This window comes from Haloplanus sp. CK5-1 (genome assembly GCF_037201915.1).
Classification (GTDB): Archaea; Halobacteriota; Halobacteria; order Halobacteriales; family Haloferacaceae; genus Haloplanus; species Haloplanus salilacus.
The window spans coordinates 2779563-2796922 of the sequence record NZ_CP147505.1; the positions used below are offsets into that span (position 1 = coordinate 2779563).

General features: G+C 67.9%; 14 protein-coding genes. 7 read left to right on the forward strand and 7 right to left on the reverse strand.

All coding sequences use genetic code 11. The annotated features are described in order from the left end of the window. Positions 1–9: 9 nt before the first annotated feature. From NBT81_RS14665 to NBT81_RS14675, 3 genes are all read right to left on the reverse strand, one after another. Entirely contained in the window at positions 10–405 is a 396-nt protein-coding gene (locus NBT81_RS14665; RefSeq protein ID WP_338739581.1) for a hypothetical protein, read from the reverse strand. Beyond that, positions 392–3067 carry a PAS domain S-box protein gene (locus NBT81_RS14670; RefSeq protein ID WP_338739582.1) on the reverse strand — a complete coding sequence of 892 codons (2676 nt, stop codon included), beginning with the start codon at positions 3065–3067 and terminating at the stop codon, positions 392–394. Before NBT81_RS14670 ends, NBT81_RS14665 begins: the two co-directional genes overlap by 14 nt. 194 nt (positions 3068–3261) lie before the next feature. Beyond that, positions 3262–3642, reverse strand: a complete 381-nt coding sequence (locus NBT81_RS14675; protein WP_338739583.1) for a HalOD1 output domain-containing protein — start codon at positions 3640–3642, stop codon at positions 3262–3264. Positions 3643–3688: 46 nt separating this feature from the next. Here NBT81_RS14675 and NBT81_RS14680 point away from each other — a divergent pair, with 46 nt between their 5' ends. The 6 genes from NBT81_RS14680 (at position 3689) to NBT81_RS14705 (ending at position 12669) form a co-directional block, all read left to right on the forward strand. Continuing rightward, complete coding sequence (locus tag NBT81_RS14680) at positions 3689–6199, forward strand: GAF domain-containing protein (RefSeq protein ID WP_338739584.1); 2511 nt, start codon at positions 3689–3691, stop codon at positions 6197–6199. A 62-nt stretch (positions 6200–6261) separates the two neighbouring features. Next, complete coding sequence (locus NBT81_RS14685; protein WP_338739585.1) at positions 6262–6741, forward strand: Lrp/AsnC family transcriptional regulator; 480 nt, start codon at positions 6262–6264, stop codon at positions 6739–6741. 332 nt (positions 6742–7073) lie between these two features. Further along, positions 7074–8561, forward strand: coding sequence for a proton-conducting transporter membrane subunit (locus NBT81_RS14690; protein WP_338739586.1), 1488 nt, complete (start codon positions 7074–7076; stop codon positions 8559–8561). After that, the gene (locus tag NBT81_RS14695) at positions 8551–10968 is read left to right on the forward strand and encodes a DUF2309 domain-containing protein (RefSeq protein WP_338739587.1); all 2418 of its coding nucleotides are present in this window, start codon (positions 8551–8553) and stop codon (positions 10966–10968) included. The genes NBT81_RS14690 and NBT81_RS14695 overlap by 11 nt, the downstream gene beginning before the upstream one ends. Before the next feature lie 44 nt (positions 10969–11012). Then, positions 11013–11762: a hypothetical protein gene (locus NBT81_RS14700; RefSeq protein WP_338739588.1), complete on the forward strand. Its 750-nt coding sequence runs from the start codon at positions 11013–11015 to the stop codon at positions 11760–11762. A gap of 7 nt (positions 11763–11769) precedes the next feature. Continuing rightward, the gene (locus NBT81_RS14705) at positions 11770–12669 is read left to right on the forward strand and encodes a hypothetical protein (protein ID WP_338739589.1); all 900 of its coding nucleotides are present in this window, start codon (positions 11770–11772) and stop codon (positions 12667–12669) included. Positions 12670–12988: 319 nt separating this feature from the next. On the opposite strand, the gene NBT81_RS14710 is transcribed toward NBT81_RS14705, so the two are convergent. Continuing rightward, a complete protein-coding gene (locus tag NBT81_RS14710; RefSeq protein ID WP_338739590.1) occupies positions 12989–13228 on the reverse strand; it encodes a CBS domain-containing protein in 240 nt (79 codons plus the stop codon). Between the two features lie 95 nt (positions 13229–13323). On the opposite strand from NBT81_RS14710, the gene NBT81_RS14715 reads away from it, so the two are divergent. Then, complete coding sequence (locus tag NBT81_RS14715) at positions 13324–13458, forward strand: hypothetical protein (protein ID WP_338739591.1); 135 nt, start codon at positions 13324–13326, stop codon at positions 13456–13458. A gap of 1 nt (position 13459) precedes the next feature. Here the strand turns inward: NBT81_RS14715 and NBT81_RS14720 are convergent, their stop codons facing one another. The 3 genes from NBT81_RS14720 to NBT81_RS14730 are packed head-to-tail and all read right to left on the reverse strand — an operon-like array spanning position 13460 to position 17310. After that, complete coding sequence (locus tag NBT81_RS14720; RefSeq protein WP_338739592.1) at positions 13460–14761, reverse strand: MFS transporter; 1302 nt, start codon at positions 14759–14761, stop codon at positions 13460–13462. A gap of 51 nt (positions 14762–14812) precedes the next feature. Next, a complete protein-coding gene (locus tag NBT81_RS14725) occupies positions 14813–17083 on the reverse strand; it encodes a CDC48 family AAA ATPase (RefSeq protein ID WP_338739593.1) in 2271 nt (756 codons plus the stop codon). Further along, the gene (locus NBT81_RS14730; protein WP_338739594.1) at positions 17080–17310 is read right to left on the reverse strand and encodes a DUF7127 family protein; all 231 of its coding nucleotides are present in this window, start codon (positions 17308–17310) and stop codon (positions 17080–17082) included. The genes NBT81_RS14725 and NBT81_RS14730 overlap by 4 nt, the downstream gene beginning before the upstream one ends. Between the last annotated feature and the right edge of the window lie 50 nt (positions 17311–17360).

The window sequence follows — 17360 nt, forward strand, 5'->3', positions numbered from 1 at the left end:
TTGAACGAATCACCCGCCGTCCGCCCCGCCCCCCTGCAGAAGGGCTATCTCGGGCGAGTCGAGCGCGGCGAGGAACCAACTCGACGAGGTCGGTATCGTGACCGCCACGACCCTGTAGTCGGAGTCGGTGGCGACGGACTCGACATCCGCGACGGCCTGTCCTTCCGGGAGATCCTGGAGCGTCTCGGGGTCCGTCGACTCGAGACACAGATACAGCGTCACCCCGTCGTGTGCCGGAACCAGTCCGAGGATCCGCAGTGGGTCGGTCGCGTCCCCGCCGTCGGGCGGCGCGAGCGGCAGCGCCGCCGCTCCAAGGTCGAGGTCGGCGATGATCGTGGTCCTCCCGGTGTGTCTACTCCGACGGCGGTGCGTTCCATGGCGTTCGGGGTCATCACTCCCCCTCACACGCGACCGACGTGATCTCGAAGCGCGCGCCCCCATCGTCGCCGTCCGTCAGATCGATCTCCCAGTCGTGGGCCTCGGCGACCCGTTCGACGATCGCGAGACCGAGTCCTGTCCCATCGTCGGTCGTCGAGTACCCGCTCTCAAAGACGTGATCCCGGTCGTCGATCGGGATCCCGGGACCGTCGTCTTCGACGTAAAACCCGTCGGCGAGCGATCCGACGGTCACCTGCACGTCGTCACCGCCGTGTTCGACGGCGTTCCACAGGAGGTTCTCCAGGAGGTGCCGGAGCCGGTTCCGGTCGGCCCGAATCGTCCGGTCCGTCTCGACGGCCAGACTCGCATCGGCCGGTGCGACCGTCCGCCAACACTCCTCGACGGCGGCCGCCAGATCGACCGACTCGAACTCGGCCACCGCCTCTCCCTCCCGTACCAGTATCAGCAGTTCTTCGATCAGCGCCTCACAGCGGTCGAGTGCGCGTTCCGCCGCTATCCGGTGTTCGTTTTCGCCTTTGCACTCCCCCCCTAACAGTTCGAGACGCCCCTCGATGACGTTCAGCGGGGTCCGCAGGTCGTGGCCGATCACCTCGAGGATCCTCTCCAATCGCTCGTTTTGCCGTTCGAGTTCCCGTTCGTACTCCTTGCGTTCGCTGATATCCCGGCCCAGTGCGACGAACCGCAGTTCGTCCCCGAGTTCGAGTTTCATCACCCACACCTCGACCGGGAACGTGGACCCGTCCCGTCGCCTGTGCCGAGTCTCGACCTCAAGTCGCTCCCCGACGTCCATCGACGCCCACACGTCCCGTAGTTCGTCCCGCGTGTGCTCGGTGTCGAAATCCGCCACGTTCATCGAGCGGAGGTCCTCGCGGGAGTATCCCAAGTTCTCCACGTTCTGGTGATTCACCTCGACGATCTCGCCGGTTTCGTCGTGGACCGCGATCGTATCCGGTGACTGCTCGAACAGCGCGCGCCAGCGCTCCCGACTCCGTTCTAACGCCCGTTTTCGCTCTTTCCGTTCGGTGATGTCCACGTTGACCGCGACGAACTGTTCGATGTCCCCGGAATCGTCGGCGACCGGTGCGATCGTCTGATCGACGACGTATCGCTCCCCGTCTTTGGACGCATTGACGACTTCGCTCCGCCAGACGTCGCCCGACAGGATCGTCTGCCACAACTCCCGATAGAACGATTCGTCGTGTTCCCCGGACTGGAGCAGTCGCGGGTTCTCGCCGATAACCTCGTCGGCGGTGTACCCGGTCGTCGCTTCGAATGCCGGGTTGACGTACTCGATGGTGCCGTCCACGTCAGTGAAATAGATCGAGTGTCCGGACGCTTCGACGGCGTTTCTGAAGAGCCGGAGTCGCCGCTCGCGCTCCTTGCGCTCCGTGACCTCACGGACGATTCCGTCGAAGTAGACGTCGCCGTCCTCTTCCGTTCGCATCGCGGTGACTTCGACCCAGATGTCGTCCCCGGAGAGCGTCTCCTGTCGGAGCTCCACGTCACGGACGATACCCTCGGCTTCGAGCCGTCGGCTCAACGCCGTTCGCTCCGCCGGATCCTTGTAGAACGCCGTGACGTCACGTCCGATCATATCGTCGACCGACTCGGCGTCGAACGTCTCGGCCAGGGCGGGGTTCGCGTCGACCACTCGCCCGCCCGCGTCGGGTGTTGCCCGGTAGACGCCCGCGGGGAGGTTCCTGATGATGCGTCCGTAGCGGCGCTGGCGCGCTTGCACCTCGGCGTGTGCGAGCGCGTGGGAGATGTCCTCGCCGAGTTCGACGAGCAACTCGCGCTCCCGCTCGTCGAACGCGTGGGTTCGGTCGGCGTAGACGTTCAAGACCCCGTACATGGTGTCGTCGTACACGAGCGGAACGGCGGCGCTCGACTGGTATCCCCGCTCCAGCGCATCCTCGCGCCACGGTTCGTACTCGTCGTTTTCGGGGATGGTCTGCATGACCGCCAACTCGCGGGTGCGGACGGCACGACCGGTGGGACCCGCTCCAGTCGAGCTCTCGTCGGTCGTCACCTCTATCGAATCGAGATAGCCCGCTTCGACGCCGGCTGCAGCCCGTGGCGTGACCGTCCGTGAGTCCGGATCGTGCTCGCCGATCCACGCGAACCGGTAGGGCTCGGCCCCGCTGAGGACCTCACAGACCCGCGATTCGATCTCGTCGCGCGTCTCCGCCCGCACGAGCGCCTGATTCACGTCCCGGAGGACGCGGCGGATGCGTTCGAGAGCAGCCGCACGTGTTGTCGCGCGGTACTGCTGGACGGCGTTCAGAATGCGATTCGCGAGGAGTTCGTACTGTTCCGAACCGGTCCCTTTCTGGAGGTAGTCGGTGACCCCCCGCGCGATGGCTTCGCTGGCGACCTCTTCGCTTCCCTTGCCCGTGTACAGGATGAACGGGACGTCGTCGTGTTCCTCGCGGACCGTCTCGAGGAACTTGAATCCGTCCGCCCCCGGCATGTCGTAGTCGGAGACGACACAGTCGAAGTCCTCCTCACGGAGGACGTCCACTCCCTCGGATGCGCTCGTCACCGTTTCGACGCGAAGCCGGTCGTCCTGGCGTTCGAGGAACTCGACGAGCATCTCCCCGAGAGCCGGGTCGTCGTCGACGTGGAGGACCCGAATCGGTCCCCGGAGGTCGTTCGCTGTGAGTCTCATCCGAGATTCGGTGACCGTCCTCGAGTTCGACCGTCCCGGGACCGTCCCGTCCGGCGTCCGCGCCGCGTCCCGGGACGACCGTCACGGTCAGCGACCGCTTCGTCCCTGTGTGACGGGCACCCGACGGGCCTGCTCCGTCCCTTTTCGACGGCGAACAGTCGCTGTCTTGGTGTGTGTGTCGGTGCCATCCGTCGCTACGTTGGTGCCGTGACGGTGATGTGTGTCGTATCGGAGACGACGACCCGGCACCCGACATACGAGAAGGAGACGGAGAGCGCCTCGCGGTCGGCGTCCGACGCCGACGCGAACAGCCGGTCGAGGCACTCGGGGTCCACCGACTCTCCGAGTGGGTCGAGTTCGAGCGGATCCGTGTGGGTTATCGCGGCGACTCCTTCCACGATGGCAGTCGAGAGGCGGTGATCGGTGTCCGGATCGACTTCGATGCGGTACGTCTCGTCCGGATCGTCCGTGCGTACCGATTCGATCGACAGTCCCGAACAAGCCGAAGGGGAGGTACTGGGGGTGTCGTTTTCCCGCATGATGTTCGTGTCCCGACGTGTCTCGCGCCCTGCCATCAAACCCCACCACATTATAATAATCCACCCTTCGATGTCGGGTTATATGAATGGGACCGACCTCGTGAACGCGCTCCGGGGCGACTGCCCCGAACGGAGCCACCTTCGGGAGGTGGAAGCGATCGCTGACCTCGGGAGTTGGTACGCCGACTTCGAACGGGACGAAACCGAGTGGTCGGAGAAAGCCAGCGAGATATTGGGCGTCCCGGTCGACGAGGACTCGTTCGGACACGACGATATTCCGTCACTCGTCGCCGCCCCACGGCAGGACGCCGTCCGACGGGAGCGAAACGCGGTGTTCGACGGCGACGCGTTCGATATCGAGTACCGGATCGACGTCGACGGATCGACGAGGTGGATCCACGAGCGTGCGGAGTGTCGACGTGACGACAGCGGGGATCCGGTCGCGGCGATCGGTGTCCTGCGAGACATCACCGACCGCAAGGGACGGGAACGGCAACTCGACGCGGCCCGCAAGCGATATCGGACACTCATCGACGCTGCACCGGATCCGATCTTCGTCGCGGACGCCGAGACGGGCGAGATCGTCGAGGCGAACGCGGCCGCAGCGGACCTTCGAGGGCAACCCCGGGACGAACTCGTCGGTCTCCACCAGACTGCGCTCCACCCCGACGAGGCGGCCGACCGATATCGGGAACTATTCGAGGACCGAATCGACCAGCGGAGGACGATCACGGAGTTCGACGACGGCACGCCCGTCTCTCTCACGACGATCGACGGGGATCGGATCCCGGTCGCGATCAATACGTCGACCGTGTCGCTCGACGGCCGCACGCTCGTCCACGGGATCTTCCGCGATGTCTCCGAACGACGCCGCCACGAAACCGCACTCGCCGGGATCAACACGGCGTCACAGGCCCTCCTGCAGGCAGAAACCGACGCGGAAATCGCACGGATCATCGTCGACGCCGCGACCGACCTGCTGGACGCGTCGGGAAGTTGTGTGTACCGCTACGACAGCCACTCCGGGGAACTCGTTGCGGAGGCGTACTCCGAGCGTCTCGACGACGCTCTCGGGCACGCACCGCGTGTTTCGCCCGGCGAGGGCGTCGTTTGGCGTGTGTTCACGGACCGGGAACCGGCGCGGTTCGACGACGTTCGAACCGCCGACGGGGTGGACGACGACGGGACGCCGATACGGAGCGAACTGCTCGTTCCGCTCGGGGACCACGGGGTCTTCCTCGTCGGTGACACGTCGGTCGGGGCGTTCGACGACACGAGCGAGGGAATCGCGGAGACGCTCGCCTCGACTGCCGAGGCGGCGTTCGACCGCGTCGAACGGACACGGACACTCCGAGAACGGGAACGGGAGTCACAGGGTCAAGCCGAGCGCCTCGAACGGATCAACCAGCTCAACGACGAAATCCGGACGATCATGCAGGGGTTGATACGGACCCACTCCCGCGACGCCATCGCCCAGCAGGTGTGTGACTCGCTCATCTCCCTCGATCGATTCGCGTACGCGTGGATCGGGACACCCGACCACGCGACGAGCGAAATCCGCGTGTCCGCACAGGCCGGCTCACCACAACACTATCCGGAGGCGGTCTCGCTCGATTTCGAGCCGACGAACATGCACCCCTCGGTACGAGCGGTCAGGGAGCGAACGACGATCACCGTCCCCCGAATCGCGACGGCTCCCCACCGCCTGGAGTGGCGGGATACCGCACTGCGCCACGAGTTCCAGTCGGTCATCAGTGTCCCACTGATCTACGACGAGTTCCTGTACGGGGTCGTGACCGTCTACAGCGACCGCCCCGACGCGTTCGACGACAGGACCGAGTCCGTGTTGACCGAACTCGGCGAACTCGTCGGCTATGCCCTCAATGCGAGCGAGCAACGGGATGCACTCCTCGGTGGGGGCGCGGTCGACGTGACGTTCGACCTGACGGGGGTCACCGATCTCTTCGTCGAGTTCGCGGATCGTCTCTCGGCCGACATCCGGATCGAAAACATCACTCCGCGGTCGGAGGGGATGTACCTCGTCCACTTCCAGTGTGACGACGCCGAGCGTGCGCAACTCCACACCGTCGCCGACGCCCTCTCGTCCGTCACAGACCTCCGGGTGATCTCCGAGACCGACCGGACGGTGTACGAAGCCGTCGTCATCGGCGAGTGCCTCGTGACCACCCTCGCCACCATCGGTGCGAACGTCCGTTCGGTCATGGTCACGGGAACGCACTGCAGGATCAGGGCGTCGCTCCCCGACGAGCGGGAGAAACAAACGCTCGTCCGACATCTCAAAGACCGGCATCCGGATATCGATGTGGCGATACACCAACAGACCACCACGTTTTCGTCCGATTCGTGGTTGCGATTGTTGGACTGCTCGCTGACGGCCCGGCAGCGGGACATCCTGGCGACTGCGTATTACAGCGGATTTTACGACCAGCGGCGCAAGCGAACCGGAACCGAAATCGCGGACTCGCTCGGCATCTCACAACCCGCATTTTCGACACGACTCCGGGCTGCACAGCGAAACCTCCTCTCCACGATATTCGGCGACGGAACGGGCACGCGGTCACTCGACGGGTGAGCGGCGTGGCGGTCGACCCCCGCACAACGTACAATAAAGTGTCCCGCCGCGGACGTACGCGTATGAGCAACGGAGACGTCGACGACGTGGACAAGGCGATCCTGTACGCGTTACAGGCGGACGCCCGAAACACCTCGTCCGGTGACATCGCCGAGCGAACCGGCACCTCCGACAGCACCGTCCGCAAGCGCATCCAGCGCCTCGAGGACGACGACATCATCAAGGGGTACAGCGCCGACGTCGACTACCAGGCCTCGGGCTACCCGCTCCGCATGCTCCTCTTTTGCACCGCCTCCATCGCCGACCGGGGCGAACTCATCCCCGAGATCCTCGGCATCGACGGGGTCGTGTCGGTCCAGGAACTGGTCACCGGTGACCGGAACCTCCTCGTGACGGCCGTCGGCGAGTCGGACAACGACATCACACCCGTCGCCCAGGACCTCATCGACATGGGGCTGACGGTGGCCGACGAGGTGCTCGTCCGGAGCCACCAGACGACACCCTTCGGCGAGTTCGACCCTCGGGCCGATTCGGACGACTGAGTAACGATCCGAGTGACGTCCAGCGCGGCCGTGCGTCCGACGACGGCCCGTATCGGGGCGGCCGAGCAGCCGAGGACCGCGCTCGCCGCTCACCGTCGGCCGCCGAACGACGCCGTGATCCCGCGTGTCGGACTGCGACCGGCTCGGAGACGACCGTGTCCGTCGCGCCCCGTCCGAAACCATAACGTTCTATAATCCGGATTATTAGAACGATTTGGGAATAAAGACAGATTTAATAACCAGTTCGTTCGTACTGGTGAGTAGCGACGACCGGCACGCGCGATCGTGAGCGACGATCTGACGACGCGGTGCTCGGTCGTGAACGGACGACGATGACAGGACACGAACGGACGACGACGGTTGGAGAGCTTCCGACGCCGGAGCCCGACGGGTCGCGCCTCCCGGCGGCGCTGACGAGACTGGTGTGGCTCCTGTGGGTCGTGAGTTGTGTGGCGCTCGTCGCCCAGTCCCGGGTCGGCGGCGCGTGGGACCTCGCCAGGGTCGTGCGCGTGGACGGCCTGACGGTCGTGATGTGGGCGACGGTGACCTTCTTCAGCGGTATCGTCCACAGTTACTCCCGGCGCTACATGGCCGGCGGTCGAACGGTCGATCACTTCTTCGCCCGCGTGTTCGCGTTCACGCTGGTCGTGATGGTGCTCGTCGCGGCCGACAGCCTCGTCGTCTTCGGCGTCTCCTGGCTCGCGATGGGGCTCCTGATGGCCGACCTGATCGGACACGTCGATGGCTGGCCGCAGGCGGGGGCCGCGGCGTCGCTCGCACGCCGGTACTTCCTGGCGAGCAGTGGGTCGCTCGCGGTCGGACTCTCCACGCTCGGGTGGATCACCGGCGCCACGACCGTCTCCGGCGTCGCCGAGAGCATCGGCACCGCCGCTTCGACTCCCGTCCTGTTCGCCGCCGGTGCACTCCTGCTTGCGGCGTCGATCCAGTCGGCGCTGCTCCCCTTTCACACCTGGCTGCTCTCGTCGATGACGGCCCCGACGCCCGCCTCGGCGCTGATGCACGCCGGTTTCGTCAACGCGGGCGGGGTCCTCTTGGTGCGCTTCGCCCCGGTCGTCACCGTCGATCCGGGGGTCATGCTCGCCGTCGCCGTCGTCGGCGCGGCGAGCGCGCTCGGGGGCAAGCTCCTGAAGACCGTCCGGACGGACGTCAAGGCCCAACTCGGCTGCTCCACGGTCGGACAGATGGGCTTCATGATCGTGCAGGCTGGCCTCGGCTTCTTCGCCGCCGCCATCGCACACCTGATCCTGCACGGGTTCTACAAGGCGTATCGATTCCTCTCCTCGGGGAGTCAGGTCGCCAACGAACACCCCGACGCCTCCACGTCGGACGGGTCGACCGGTCCACTCGGCACCGCCGTCGTCGTCGCCACCGCGCTCGCGGGCGGTGGCCTGTTCGCCGTCCTCACCGGGAAGGGAACGGCCCTGGACAGCGGCCTCCTGCTCACTCTGGTGGTCGTCCTGACCGTCCTCCACGCGACCCGCGAGGTGGTCGCACACACCACGTTGCCGGCGGCGATCCGATACGGTGTCGTTCCGCTCGTCGCCCTCCCCGCTCTCGCGGCCTACGCCATCGTCTACCGCGCCATCGACGGGCTACTGGCCGGCCTTCCAGCGACCGGCCAGCCGGCGGAACTGACGGTGATCCACGGCCTCGTCGCCGTCGCGTTCGTCGTCGCCTACCTCGCCATCGAGCGCGGCGTCTACACCCGAAGTCGGCGCCTATACGTGGCGCTGCTGAACGCGGGTCGCCCGCCGACCGACACCCTGCTGACGAACACGGAGGAGTACGATGAGTACTGACCCCGGGATCCGGGAGTGTATCGACGCGGCGGCCGACGCGGTCGGCTCCGCCTGGCCGCTCCACTCGTTCGTGACGGCGAACCCACTCGCCGGATTCGAGGACCGGCCCTTCCACGAGGCCGTCGCGGACGCCGAACGCGTCCTCGGCGGCGACGGCTACCCGAGCGCCGACGTGTTTCGCCGGGCGTGGGAGTCGGGACGGATCGACTCCGAGGCGCTTCGCTCACGGTTGGACGACCACGGCTACGACGCCGACCCGGAGGCGTCGCTCGACCGCTTGGCCGAGCGGACGGCCGCCGGGCGCGAGACGGCGCCGGAGACCGATCGGGTCGACGCGGTTCTGACGAAGTGGCTCGCGGCCTTCCTCGATCGGGGGCGGGCGACGTGGTCGATGCCGAACCGCGAACGCGGGTTCTACGACGCGTTCCGCGCCGTCGCACCCCACGACGGCGAGATTCCGGACGGCGACGCCCTCGCCGACCTCTCCGACGATCCGATCGACGCGATCCGGGACCGCCTCGCCGACTACCCCGTGGGTCAGTGGCGGGATATCTTCCAGTTCCAGTTGGCGGCGCTCCCGGGCTGGACGGGCCTCATCAAGCGGCGGGCTGCCGACGGCGACGACTGGCAGTCGGCGTACCCGATCACGCTGGCGGGGTATCTGGCGATCCGGCTGGCGCTCGCGACCCAGTTCGACGCGCCCGTCGCGCCGGCCGAAGCGCCCGGCTGCGAGGCCGACGACGCCGACGGGGACCGCGTCCCGCTCCCGGAGCTCTGGCTCTCGGCGTGGGAGGCGACCTACCGCACGGAACTGGTCGAGTCGGTCGCCGACGCGAGCGACTCGGCCGACGACGATGGCGGCCGTCCGGACGCCCAACTGGTCTTCTGTATCGACACCCGCTCCGAGATCATCCGCCGCCACGTCGAGGCCACGGGGGACTACGAGACACACGGCTACGCCGGCTTCTTCGGCGTCCCGATGCGCCACGACGACTACGGATCGGACGTGGCCGTCGACGCCTGTCCACCGATCGTCGACCCGCAACACCGGATCGCGGACCGGCCGGTGGAGTCGGCCGACGAACGCGACGACTACGACCGGTGGCACGCCGCGGTCGACGCGGCGACGTCGGCGGTCCACGGCCTCACGGAAAACGCCGCGACCGCGTTCAGTTTCGTCGAGAGCGCCGGCCTGGGGTACGGGGCGGCGCTGGCCGCTAGAACTCTCCTCCCGGGGCGCGTGGCCGACCTGCTCGGGTCCGCCGACGAGCGTGGCCCCGACGAACACGGGTTCTGCGAGCCGTCGATCGACCACGACCCGGGCGTCGAGGGCGACCTCCCAACGGGTCTCACCCTCGACGAGAAAGTCGAGTACGCCGCGACTGCCTTCGAACTGATGGGGTGGGAGACGTTCGCTCGCCTGGTCGTCTTCACCGGACACGCCAGCCGGACGGCGAACAACCCCTTCGATTCGAGCCTCGACTGCGGGGCCTGTGCGGGCAACCCCGGCGGCCCGAACGCCCGCGTCCTCGCGGCCATCTGCAACGACGACGCGGTCAGGGCGGCGCTCCGGGACCGCGGGATCGACGTCCCCGACGACACCGTCTTCCTCGCGGGCGAGCACAACACGACGACCGACGAGGTGGAACTGTACGCCACCGACGTCCCCGAGAGCCACGAGGCCGACCTCGAACGGCTCCGCGCCGACCTCGGGACCGCCCGCGTCGGGGCGGCCACCGAACGCGCCGAAGACATGGGAGCCGACCCCGACTCCGGCCCCCGCGACGTGCGGCGGCGCGCCGTCGACTGGGCGGAGACACGCCCGGAGTGGGGACTGGCCGGGAACGCCGGGTTCGTCGTCGGGCCCCGTGGCCTGACCGACGGTCTCGACCTCGACGGTCGGGCGTTCCTCCACTCCTACGACTGGACGACCGATCCGGACGGCGACGCTCTCGAAGCGATCCTGACCGGGCCGTTGATCGTCACCCAGTGGATCAACGCCCAGTACTACTTCGCGACGGTCGACAACGCGGCCTACGGGAGCGGCTCGAAGGTGACCCAGAACCCCGTCGGGAACGTCGGCGTCTACCAGGGGAACGGCGGCGACCTGTTGACCGGACTCCCGCTCCAGTCGCTGATGAGCGCCGACGGCGAGCCGTACCACCAGCCGCTCCGCCTCTCGACGGTCGTCCACGCGCCGACCGACCGTGTGACCGAGGTGCTGGCCGACCACGAGGACGTGGCCGGGCTGCTGGACGACGGCTGGCTGTCGCTGACCGTCGTCGACCCGCAACGGGACGACCGCGCGTTCCACTACGATGGCGGCCTCGAGTGGACGCCGGCGTCGGGTCGCCGCGAGGCCGCTGTGTCCGAACCGGAATCGGAGCCCGCGGTCGCGGACGACTGACCGGTAACGGTACTTTCATGTCGGCCACGCGCCGATTCCTGTGCGTGCCCTCCACACTCGACCTCTCCCAGACGTTTCGGTACGCGTTCGGTCGTATCGCCACTCGAAACGGTCTCCTCTTGGTCGCCGCCTACGTGTTCGTCCAACTCCTCAGTCAGGCGACCACCCAGTCGCTGGCCGCACGGCTCACGGCCGACCGGCTTCCCGCCGACGCTGTCGGGAGCCTGTATCCGCTCGCCGTCGACCTTCCCGTGGCCGTCAGCGGCGGCCTCACCGTGGTCCTGTTCCTCTGTGGCACCGTCCTCGGCGTCCTGACCGTGCGCGCGTTCCACCGCGACCTCGAGGCCTTCCCGACGGCCGACCACACCCGTCGACTCGCCCGGACGACCGTCGTCGCGCTCGTCGTGTCGCTGATCGTGTTCCTCGCGATCGTGGTCGGGACGTTCCTGTTCGTCTTCCCGGGGATCTTCCTCGCGGTGAGCCTGGTGTTCGCCGTCCTCGTGGTCGCCGTCGAGGATGCGGGCGTGATCGAATCGCTCAAGCGGAGTTGGGCGCTCGCGTCGGGCAACCGCATCCGTCTGTTCGCCATCGGGTTCGTCCTCGTCGTCGCGAGCGGGATCGTCGGCTTCGTCTTCAGCGCCATCGGAGCCGTCGCTCCCCTCGTCGGCGAGGTCACCGGTGCGGTCGCGACGGGTGTGATCGGTATCTTCGGGATCGGACTCGTCGTCGGCGCGTACCGTCAGATCGCGCCGGCGACGGCCGACGCGGTCGATCCCACGTCGACGGCGCTCTGATCCGACCGTGTCACGGCACACGCGCGGCTCGCTCCGCCCCGCGGCCACCGAGTTCGTCGTGGTCGCGGCCGTGTTGGTCGTGCTGTACCTGTGGCAGCGGCTCCTCCGTCTCGCCTCGTCGGTCGCGTTCGGATCGCTCCCGGTCGCCGGCGGCGTGTCCGGCGCGCTCTTTCTCGCCGGGGTAGTCGCCATCATCGGCGGGTACGCCAGGGTTCGGCACGTCGACTGCGGGTTGAGGCCCCCGACCGCCGGCGACCTCCCGTGGATCGGTGTCGCGGCGGGTTCGCCGCTCGGTCTCGTCACGCTCACGGCGCTCGTGTCCCGGGCGACCGGCGTCCGGTACGGCTCGCTGACGGGGACGGCCGTCGCCGCCGACCCGCCGCTGGTTCCGGTGGTGACCGTCGCCGGCCTCGGCCTCCTCGTCGGTATCCCGTCGCTCGTGGTGGTGTGTCAGGTGCTCGTCCAGGGGAGCTTCGCTCGCGTCGTCGATGGCGACGCTGTCGTCGTCCCGACGACGGCCGTGACCGGGTTCGTGACCGTGAGCGACACCGGCGGATTGGCCGCCATCCCCGGCCTCGGGCGGCTCGGTGGCGTCGTCGTGTTCGCGGTCCTCCTCGGCGGTGCAGCGCTGGCGAACGAACGCATCGACCCCCACCGTCGCGGGCTCCGAGTGCTGGCGTACCTCCCGGTGGCGGCGCTCGTGGCGCTCGCCGTCGGGTCGGGCGTCGCTGGCCTCGGGTCCGTCGCGGCCGGGCTGTTCGCGGCGACCCAGTTCGTGACTCTGGGGGTCGCCGCGTACGCCTACGCCCGTACTGGTTCCCTCCTCGTCCCGGCGTTCGCGTACGCGGCACTGCTGTCGGCGAACCGTGTCGTCGTGGTCGCCTTCGAGGCGGGGGCGGGACTGTGACCGCTCCCCGAGTGGCGATCATCGGTTGTGGCTGACGGGGGACTTCACCCGCTCGGGTGGTCGTTGAAGCGGTCGAGGATCGCCCGGTAGGGCGCGTTCCGCGTCCACCGGCGCGGGTGGCCATCTCCTCGCCGATCCGCTCGTCCGCGACCCGTTCTGTCGCCGCCGACGCGAAGATCAGGTCGGTCTCCCGGACTTCGGTCGTGAAGAAGTCGATGGCCGCCACGTCGCCGTGGGTGTCGCCGATGGCGATCCGGTCGCCAACCCCGTCGGGTCATCGGTGACGATGTACAGCCGCCCACGAGCGAGAGATGGACGCTCACTCGGCCGATACTGGCCCCTGACTCCCCTCCAGCGAGAGCGTTTCGCCCGTCCAGTCGATCTCGAGTCGGTGACGCGAGAGGTACGGCAGGAGGTCGTCGCGAACGACGAGGCCGACGTACGTTCCGTCGTCGTCGACGACCGGGAGGCGGCTCACGCCGTCGTCGCGCATCCTGTCCGCCGCGAGGCCGACCGGTGCCACGTCGGCCATCACTGACGAAACAGGGAAGTCGATCATATGGTGATATTATTCCATATACAATTAATTATTTCGGGGGAATACCTCCGTATCTGCTACGTGTATGCAGAAATAGATGAGAACTGGAATTTCGGATGTGTGCTCAGAGCGGCGGGCTCAACGCAGCGCGGTGGGACCTCGGATACCTCTTCGGGGCGTTCCGACTCCTCGGTGGCGGGTTCGTCGTCGCCGGCCTCGGACTCGTCGCGTGGCGTCGACACTGCCGGTGAGTCAGTCCACCGTCGGTCGACTGCCCGAGCGCGACTCGCGGCGGTGGAGCACCACCGCGGCGACGGTGGCGACGACGCCGGCCAGCGTCGCGATACCGAACGCGACCCGGTAGCCGAAGACGGTGTACACGCGCGCACCGTTGATCATCTCGCCGGTCCAGTACGCGTCGAGGACGGCCCCCATGACCCCCGGGAGGACCGCCGCCCCGAAGTAGCCGACGCCGTTGACGACGCCCGTGATAGTTCCGGCGACCCTCGGTGCGTGGCGCTCCTTCCCGACGGTGAACACGAGGGCGACCCCGCCGTTCCCCAGCAACGCGACGAACAGGGCGGCCGCGACGATCGGGAGCGGTGGCACGAACAGGAGTACACCGTACGCGGCGGTGAAGGCGAGCGCCGTGGCGACGATCAGTTCCGTCCGCCGGCCGAGCCGATCCGAGAGCGCGCCAAGCGCCGGCGAGCCGAGGACGAACCCGACGTTCCCGACGAGGACGAACGTCGAGGCACGGGCGATGGAGATGCCGTACGTGTCGACGAGGAAGGGAACGCCCCAGAGACCGAGGACGGTGAAGTTCACCCCGAGGACACAGAACAGCGCGATTCCCATCAGCCACGTCTCGGGCTCGACGACGACGCGCCGGACGTTGGCGAGGGTTTCGGCGGCCGAGGCGACCCGTCTCTCCTCACCACGGCCGACGTCGACGACCGCCGCCTCCGCGTCGGACGGTTCGTCTCGGACGGCGACGGCGATGGCGACGGTGAGCACGCCGGTCGCCGCCCCCGCCGCGAGCATCGCCGTCCGCCACCCCACGCGCTGGGTCGCGAGTGCGAGCGGCGTCGTCGCGAGGACCCCCCCGACCCCCGCCGCGGCGACGGTGTATCCGGTCATGGTGGCGTACTCGTCGGCGCGAAACCAGTTGGCACAGAAGCGCAGCGTCGAGATGTACAGCACGCTCCCGCCCAGCCCGACGACTGCCCGGGCGAGGTAGCCGGCGACGAGCGTCTCCGCGACGGCGAAGGCGACGACACCACCGGTCAACACGCCGAGGCCGACGGCTCCGACTCGACGGGGACCGTACCGGTCGACGATCAGCCCCGCCGGAAGTTGGAGGGGAGCGTAGACGTAGAAGAAGGAGGCGTGTAACAGCCCCAGTTCCGCCCCCGTCGCGTCGAACGCCCGTGCGAGCGGGTCCGCGAGGACGGCCGTCGTCGTCCGGTGGAAGTTGACGAAGAGGAACCCGCCCGCGAGCAACAGCCACAGTCCCGCACGCCGGCGTCGTGTCGAGAGCGAGAGCGAGGGCACGTCACCCTCTCCGCGATTCGAAACAAAAGAGGGTCCGGTTTCGCGGTCGGCCTAGTGGAAGGTCCGACTCGAATCGGCGCCGTTCGCCGGGGTCGCTTCCTCGGTGGAGAACCGCTGTTCGATCTCGCGGTAGCGCTCGCGGATCTCCTCGGTCACGCTCGCGACGACCTCGTCGAGCGCCCGCTCGAAGTGGTCCATCGTGATCCGGACGTTCCCCAGCGACTCGCCGATCTCGTCGGGCGAGACGCTGTTGATGAACTCCCGGGAGGCGGCCATCGAGGCTTCGCGGCAGACCGCCTCGATATCCGCGCCGACGTAGTTCTCCGTCCGCCGCGCGAGGCGGTCGAGGTCGACGTCGTCCGCCAGCGGCTTGTCGCGGGTGTGGACCTCGAAGATGGCCCGGCGCGCCGTCTCGTCGGGCACGGGCACGTGGACGTGTCGGTCCAGCCGCCCCGGACGCAGGAGCGCCGAGTCGATGAGGTCCGGCCGGTTCGAGGTGGCGATCACGACCACGTCCTCCAGGGTCTCCAGCCCGTCGAGTTCGGTCAGGAGTTGGGAGACGACGCGCTCGGAGACGCCGGAGTCACCGGTGTTCTGTCCCCGCTCGGTCGCGATGGCGTCGATCTCGTCGAAGAAGATCACGGTCGGGGCGTTCTCGCGAGCCTTGCTGAAGATCTCGCGGACGCCCTTCTCGCTCTCCCCGACGTACTTGTCGAGCAACTCGGGTCCTTTCACCGAGATGAAGTTGGATTCGGCTTCGTTGGCGACGGCCTTCGCCAGGAGGGTCTTCCCCGTCCCCGGCGGGCCGTACATGAGCACGCCCTTCGCGGACTCCATGTCCATGGCCTCGAACACCTCGGGGTAGTCCAGCGGCCACTGGATCGTCTCGCGGAGGCGCTCTTTGGTGTCCTCGAGGCCGCCGACGTCGGCCCAGGTGACGTCGGGCACCTCGACGAACACCTCCCGGAGCGCGGAGGGTTCGATACCCTTCATCGCCTCCTGGAAGTCGTTCTGGTCGACCTCGAGGGATTCGAGGATCTCGGCGTCGATCTCCTCCTCTTCGAGGTCGATCTGCGGGCGAATGCGCCGGAGGGCGCTCATCGCGGCCTCCTTCGCGAGGCTCTCCAAGTCCGCGCCGACGTAGCCGTGGGTGGAGTCGGCGAACCCTTCGACGTCGACGTCGTCCGCGAGGGGCATGTTGCGGGTGTGGACCTGCAGGATCTCGCGGCGGCCGTCGCGGTCCGGGACGCCGATCTCGATCTCGCGGTCGAACCGGCCGCCACGCCGCAGCGCGGGGTCGATGGCGTCGACCCGGTTGGTCGCGCCGATCACGACGACTTCGCCGCGGTCCTCGAGGCCGTCCATGAGGCTCAGGAGTTGTGCGACGACACGCCGCTCGACGTCGCCGCCCGCCTCGCCGCGCTCGGGGGCGATGGAGTCGATCTCGTCGATGAAGACGATCGCCGGGGCCTCCTCCTCGGCCTCCTCGAACACCTCGCGGAGTTGCTCCTCGCTCTCGCCGTAGTACTTCGACATGATCTCCGGGCCGCTGATGTTGTGGAAGGAGGCGTCGATCTCGTTGGCGACGGCCTTCGCGATCAGCGTCTTACCCGTGCCCGGCGGCCCGTGCAGGAGCACGCCCTTCGGCGGGTCGATCCCCAGCCGTCGGAACAGCTCCGGGTGGCGCATCGGCAGTTCGATCATCTCGCGAACCTGTTCGAGTTCGCGGTCGAGGCCGCCGATGTCCTCGTAGGTCACGTCGGGCGTGTCGCCGTGGGCCTCGCCCTCCGTCTCCTCGCGGATCTGCTCGGCGGGCTTCTCGCTGACGGCGATCTCCGTCGAATCGGTGACGACGACCGTCCCCGATGGGTCGGTGTCGGCTACCTTCATCGGGAGCGCCTTGCTCTGGCGACCGCCCATGAACCCGAACCCGAAGGGGACTCGCAGGGTCTGTCCCTTCGTGATCGGCTTGTCCGTGAGTTTGTCGCGGAGGTAGTGGCCGATGTCGCCTCGGATGCCGATCTGCTGGGGGAGCGCGACCGTCACGCGCTCGGCGGCCTTCACCTCGGCCTTCTCGACCTCGACGCGGTCGTCGATGCCCACGTCCGCCTGCTGGCGGAGTTGGCCGTCGATACGGATCACGCCCGTGCCCTGATCCTCGGGGAGGCCGGGCCAGACGCGAGCGATCGCGGTGCCCTCCCGCCCCTCGATCCGGACGTAGTCGCCGACCTCGAGACCCATTTCGGCGGCGGCCGCGCGGTCGATGGCGGCCAGTCCCCGCCCGGCGTCCTTCTGTTTCAGGGGTTTGACGGTGAGCTTCATTCGCCGCGCACCTCCAGCACACCGTTGTTCGTGTCGACGCGCTCGACCGATCCGGGGAGGTCCAGTTCGGCCTCGGTCTCCCCGTCGACGACCACGATGGCCGTCCCGTCGACGATGTCGACGTCCAAGTGGTCGCCGCCGACGTCGGCCGCCATCACCCACTCGTCCTCGTAGTCGTACCGCCGCACGAACGTCTCGGATTCTCCGGCGTATTGCTGATTCACCATGATACTTCTTAACTCCAAGTTAGTTACCTAGATATATAAAGATTTCGTAG

Coding starts and splice junctions, on each gene's coding strand:
- NBT81_RS14675 (WP_338739583.1), bottom strand. CDS start 3,642: ATGGCAGGGCGCGAGACACGTCGGGACACGAACATCATGCGGGAAAAC.
- NBT81_RS14730 (WP_338739594.1), bottom strand. CDS start 17,310: ATGGTGAATCAGCAATACGCCGGAGAATCCGAGACGTTCGTGCGGCGG.
- NBT81_RS14680 (WP_338739584.1), top strand. CDS start 3,689: ATGAATGGGACCGACCTCGTGAACGCGCTCCGGGGCGACTGCCCCGAA.
- NBT81_RS14715 (WP_338739591.1), top strand. CDS start 13,324: ATGTGTGCTCAGAGCGGCGGGCTCAACGCAGCGCGGTGGGACCTCGGA.
- NBT81_RS14710 (WP_338739590.1), bottom strand. CDS start 13,228: ATGATCGACTTCCCTGTTTCGTCAGTGATGGCCGACGTGGCACCGGTC.
- NBT81_RS14725 (WP_338739593.1), bottom strand. CDS start 17,083: ATGAAGCTCACCGTCAAACCCCTGAAACAGAAGGACGCCGGGCGGGGA.
- NBT81_RS14685 (WP_338739585.1), top strand. CDS start 6,262: ATGAGCAACGGAGACGTCGACGACGTGGACAAGGCGATCCTGTACGCG.
- NBT81_RS14695 (WP_338739587.1), top strand. CDS start 8,551: ATGAGTACTGACCCCGGGATCCGGGAGTGTATCGACGCGGCGGCCGAC.
- NBT81_RS14690 (WP_338739586.1), top strand. CDS start 7,074: ATGACAGGACACGAACGGACGACGACGGTTGGAGAGCTTCCGACGCCG.
- NBT81_RS14670 (WP_338739582.1), bottom strand. CDS start 3,067: ATGAGACTCACAGCGAACGACCTCCGGGGACCGATTCGGGTCCTCCAC.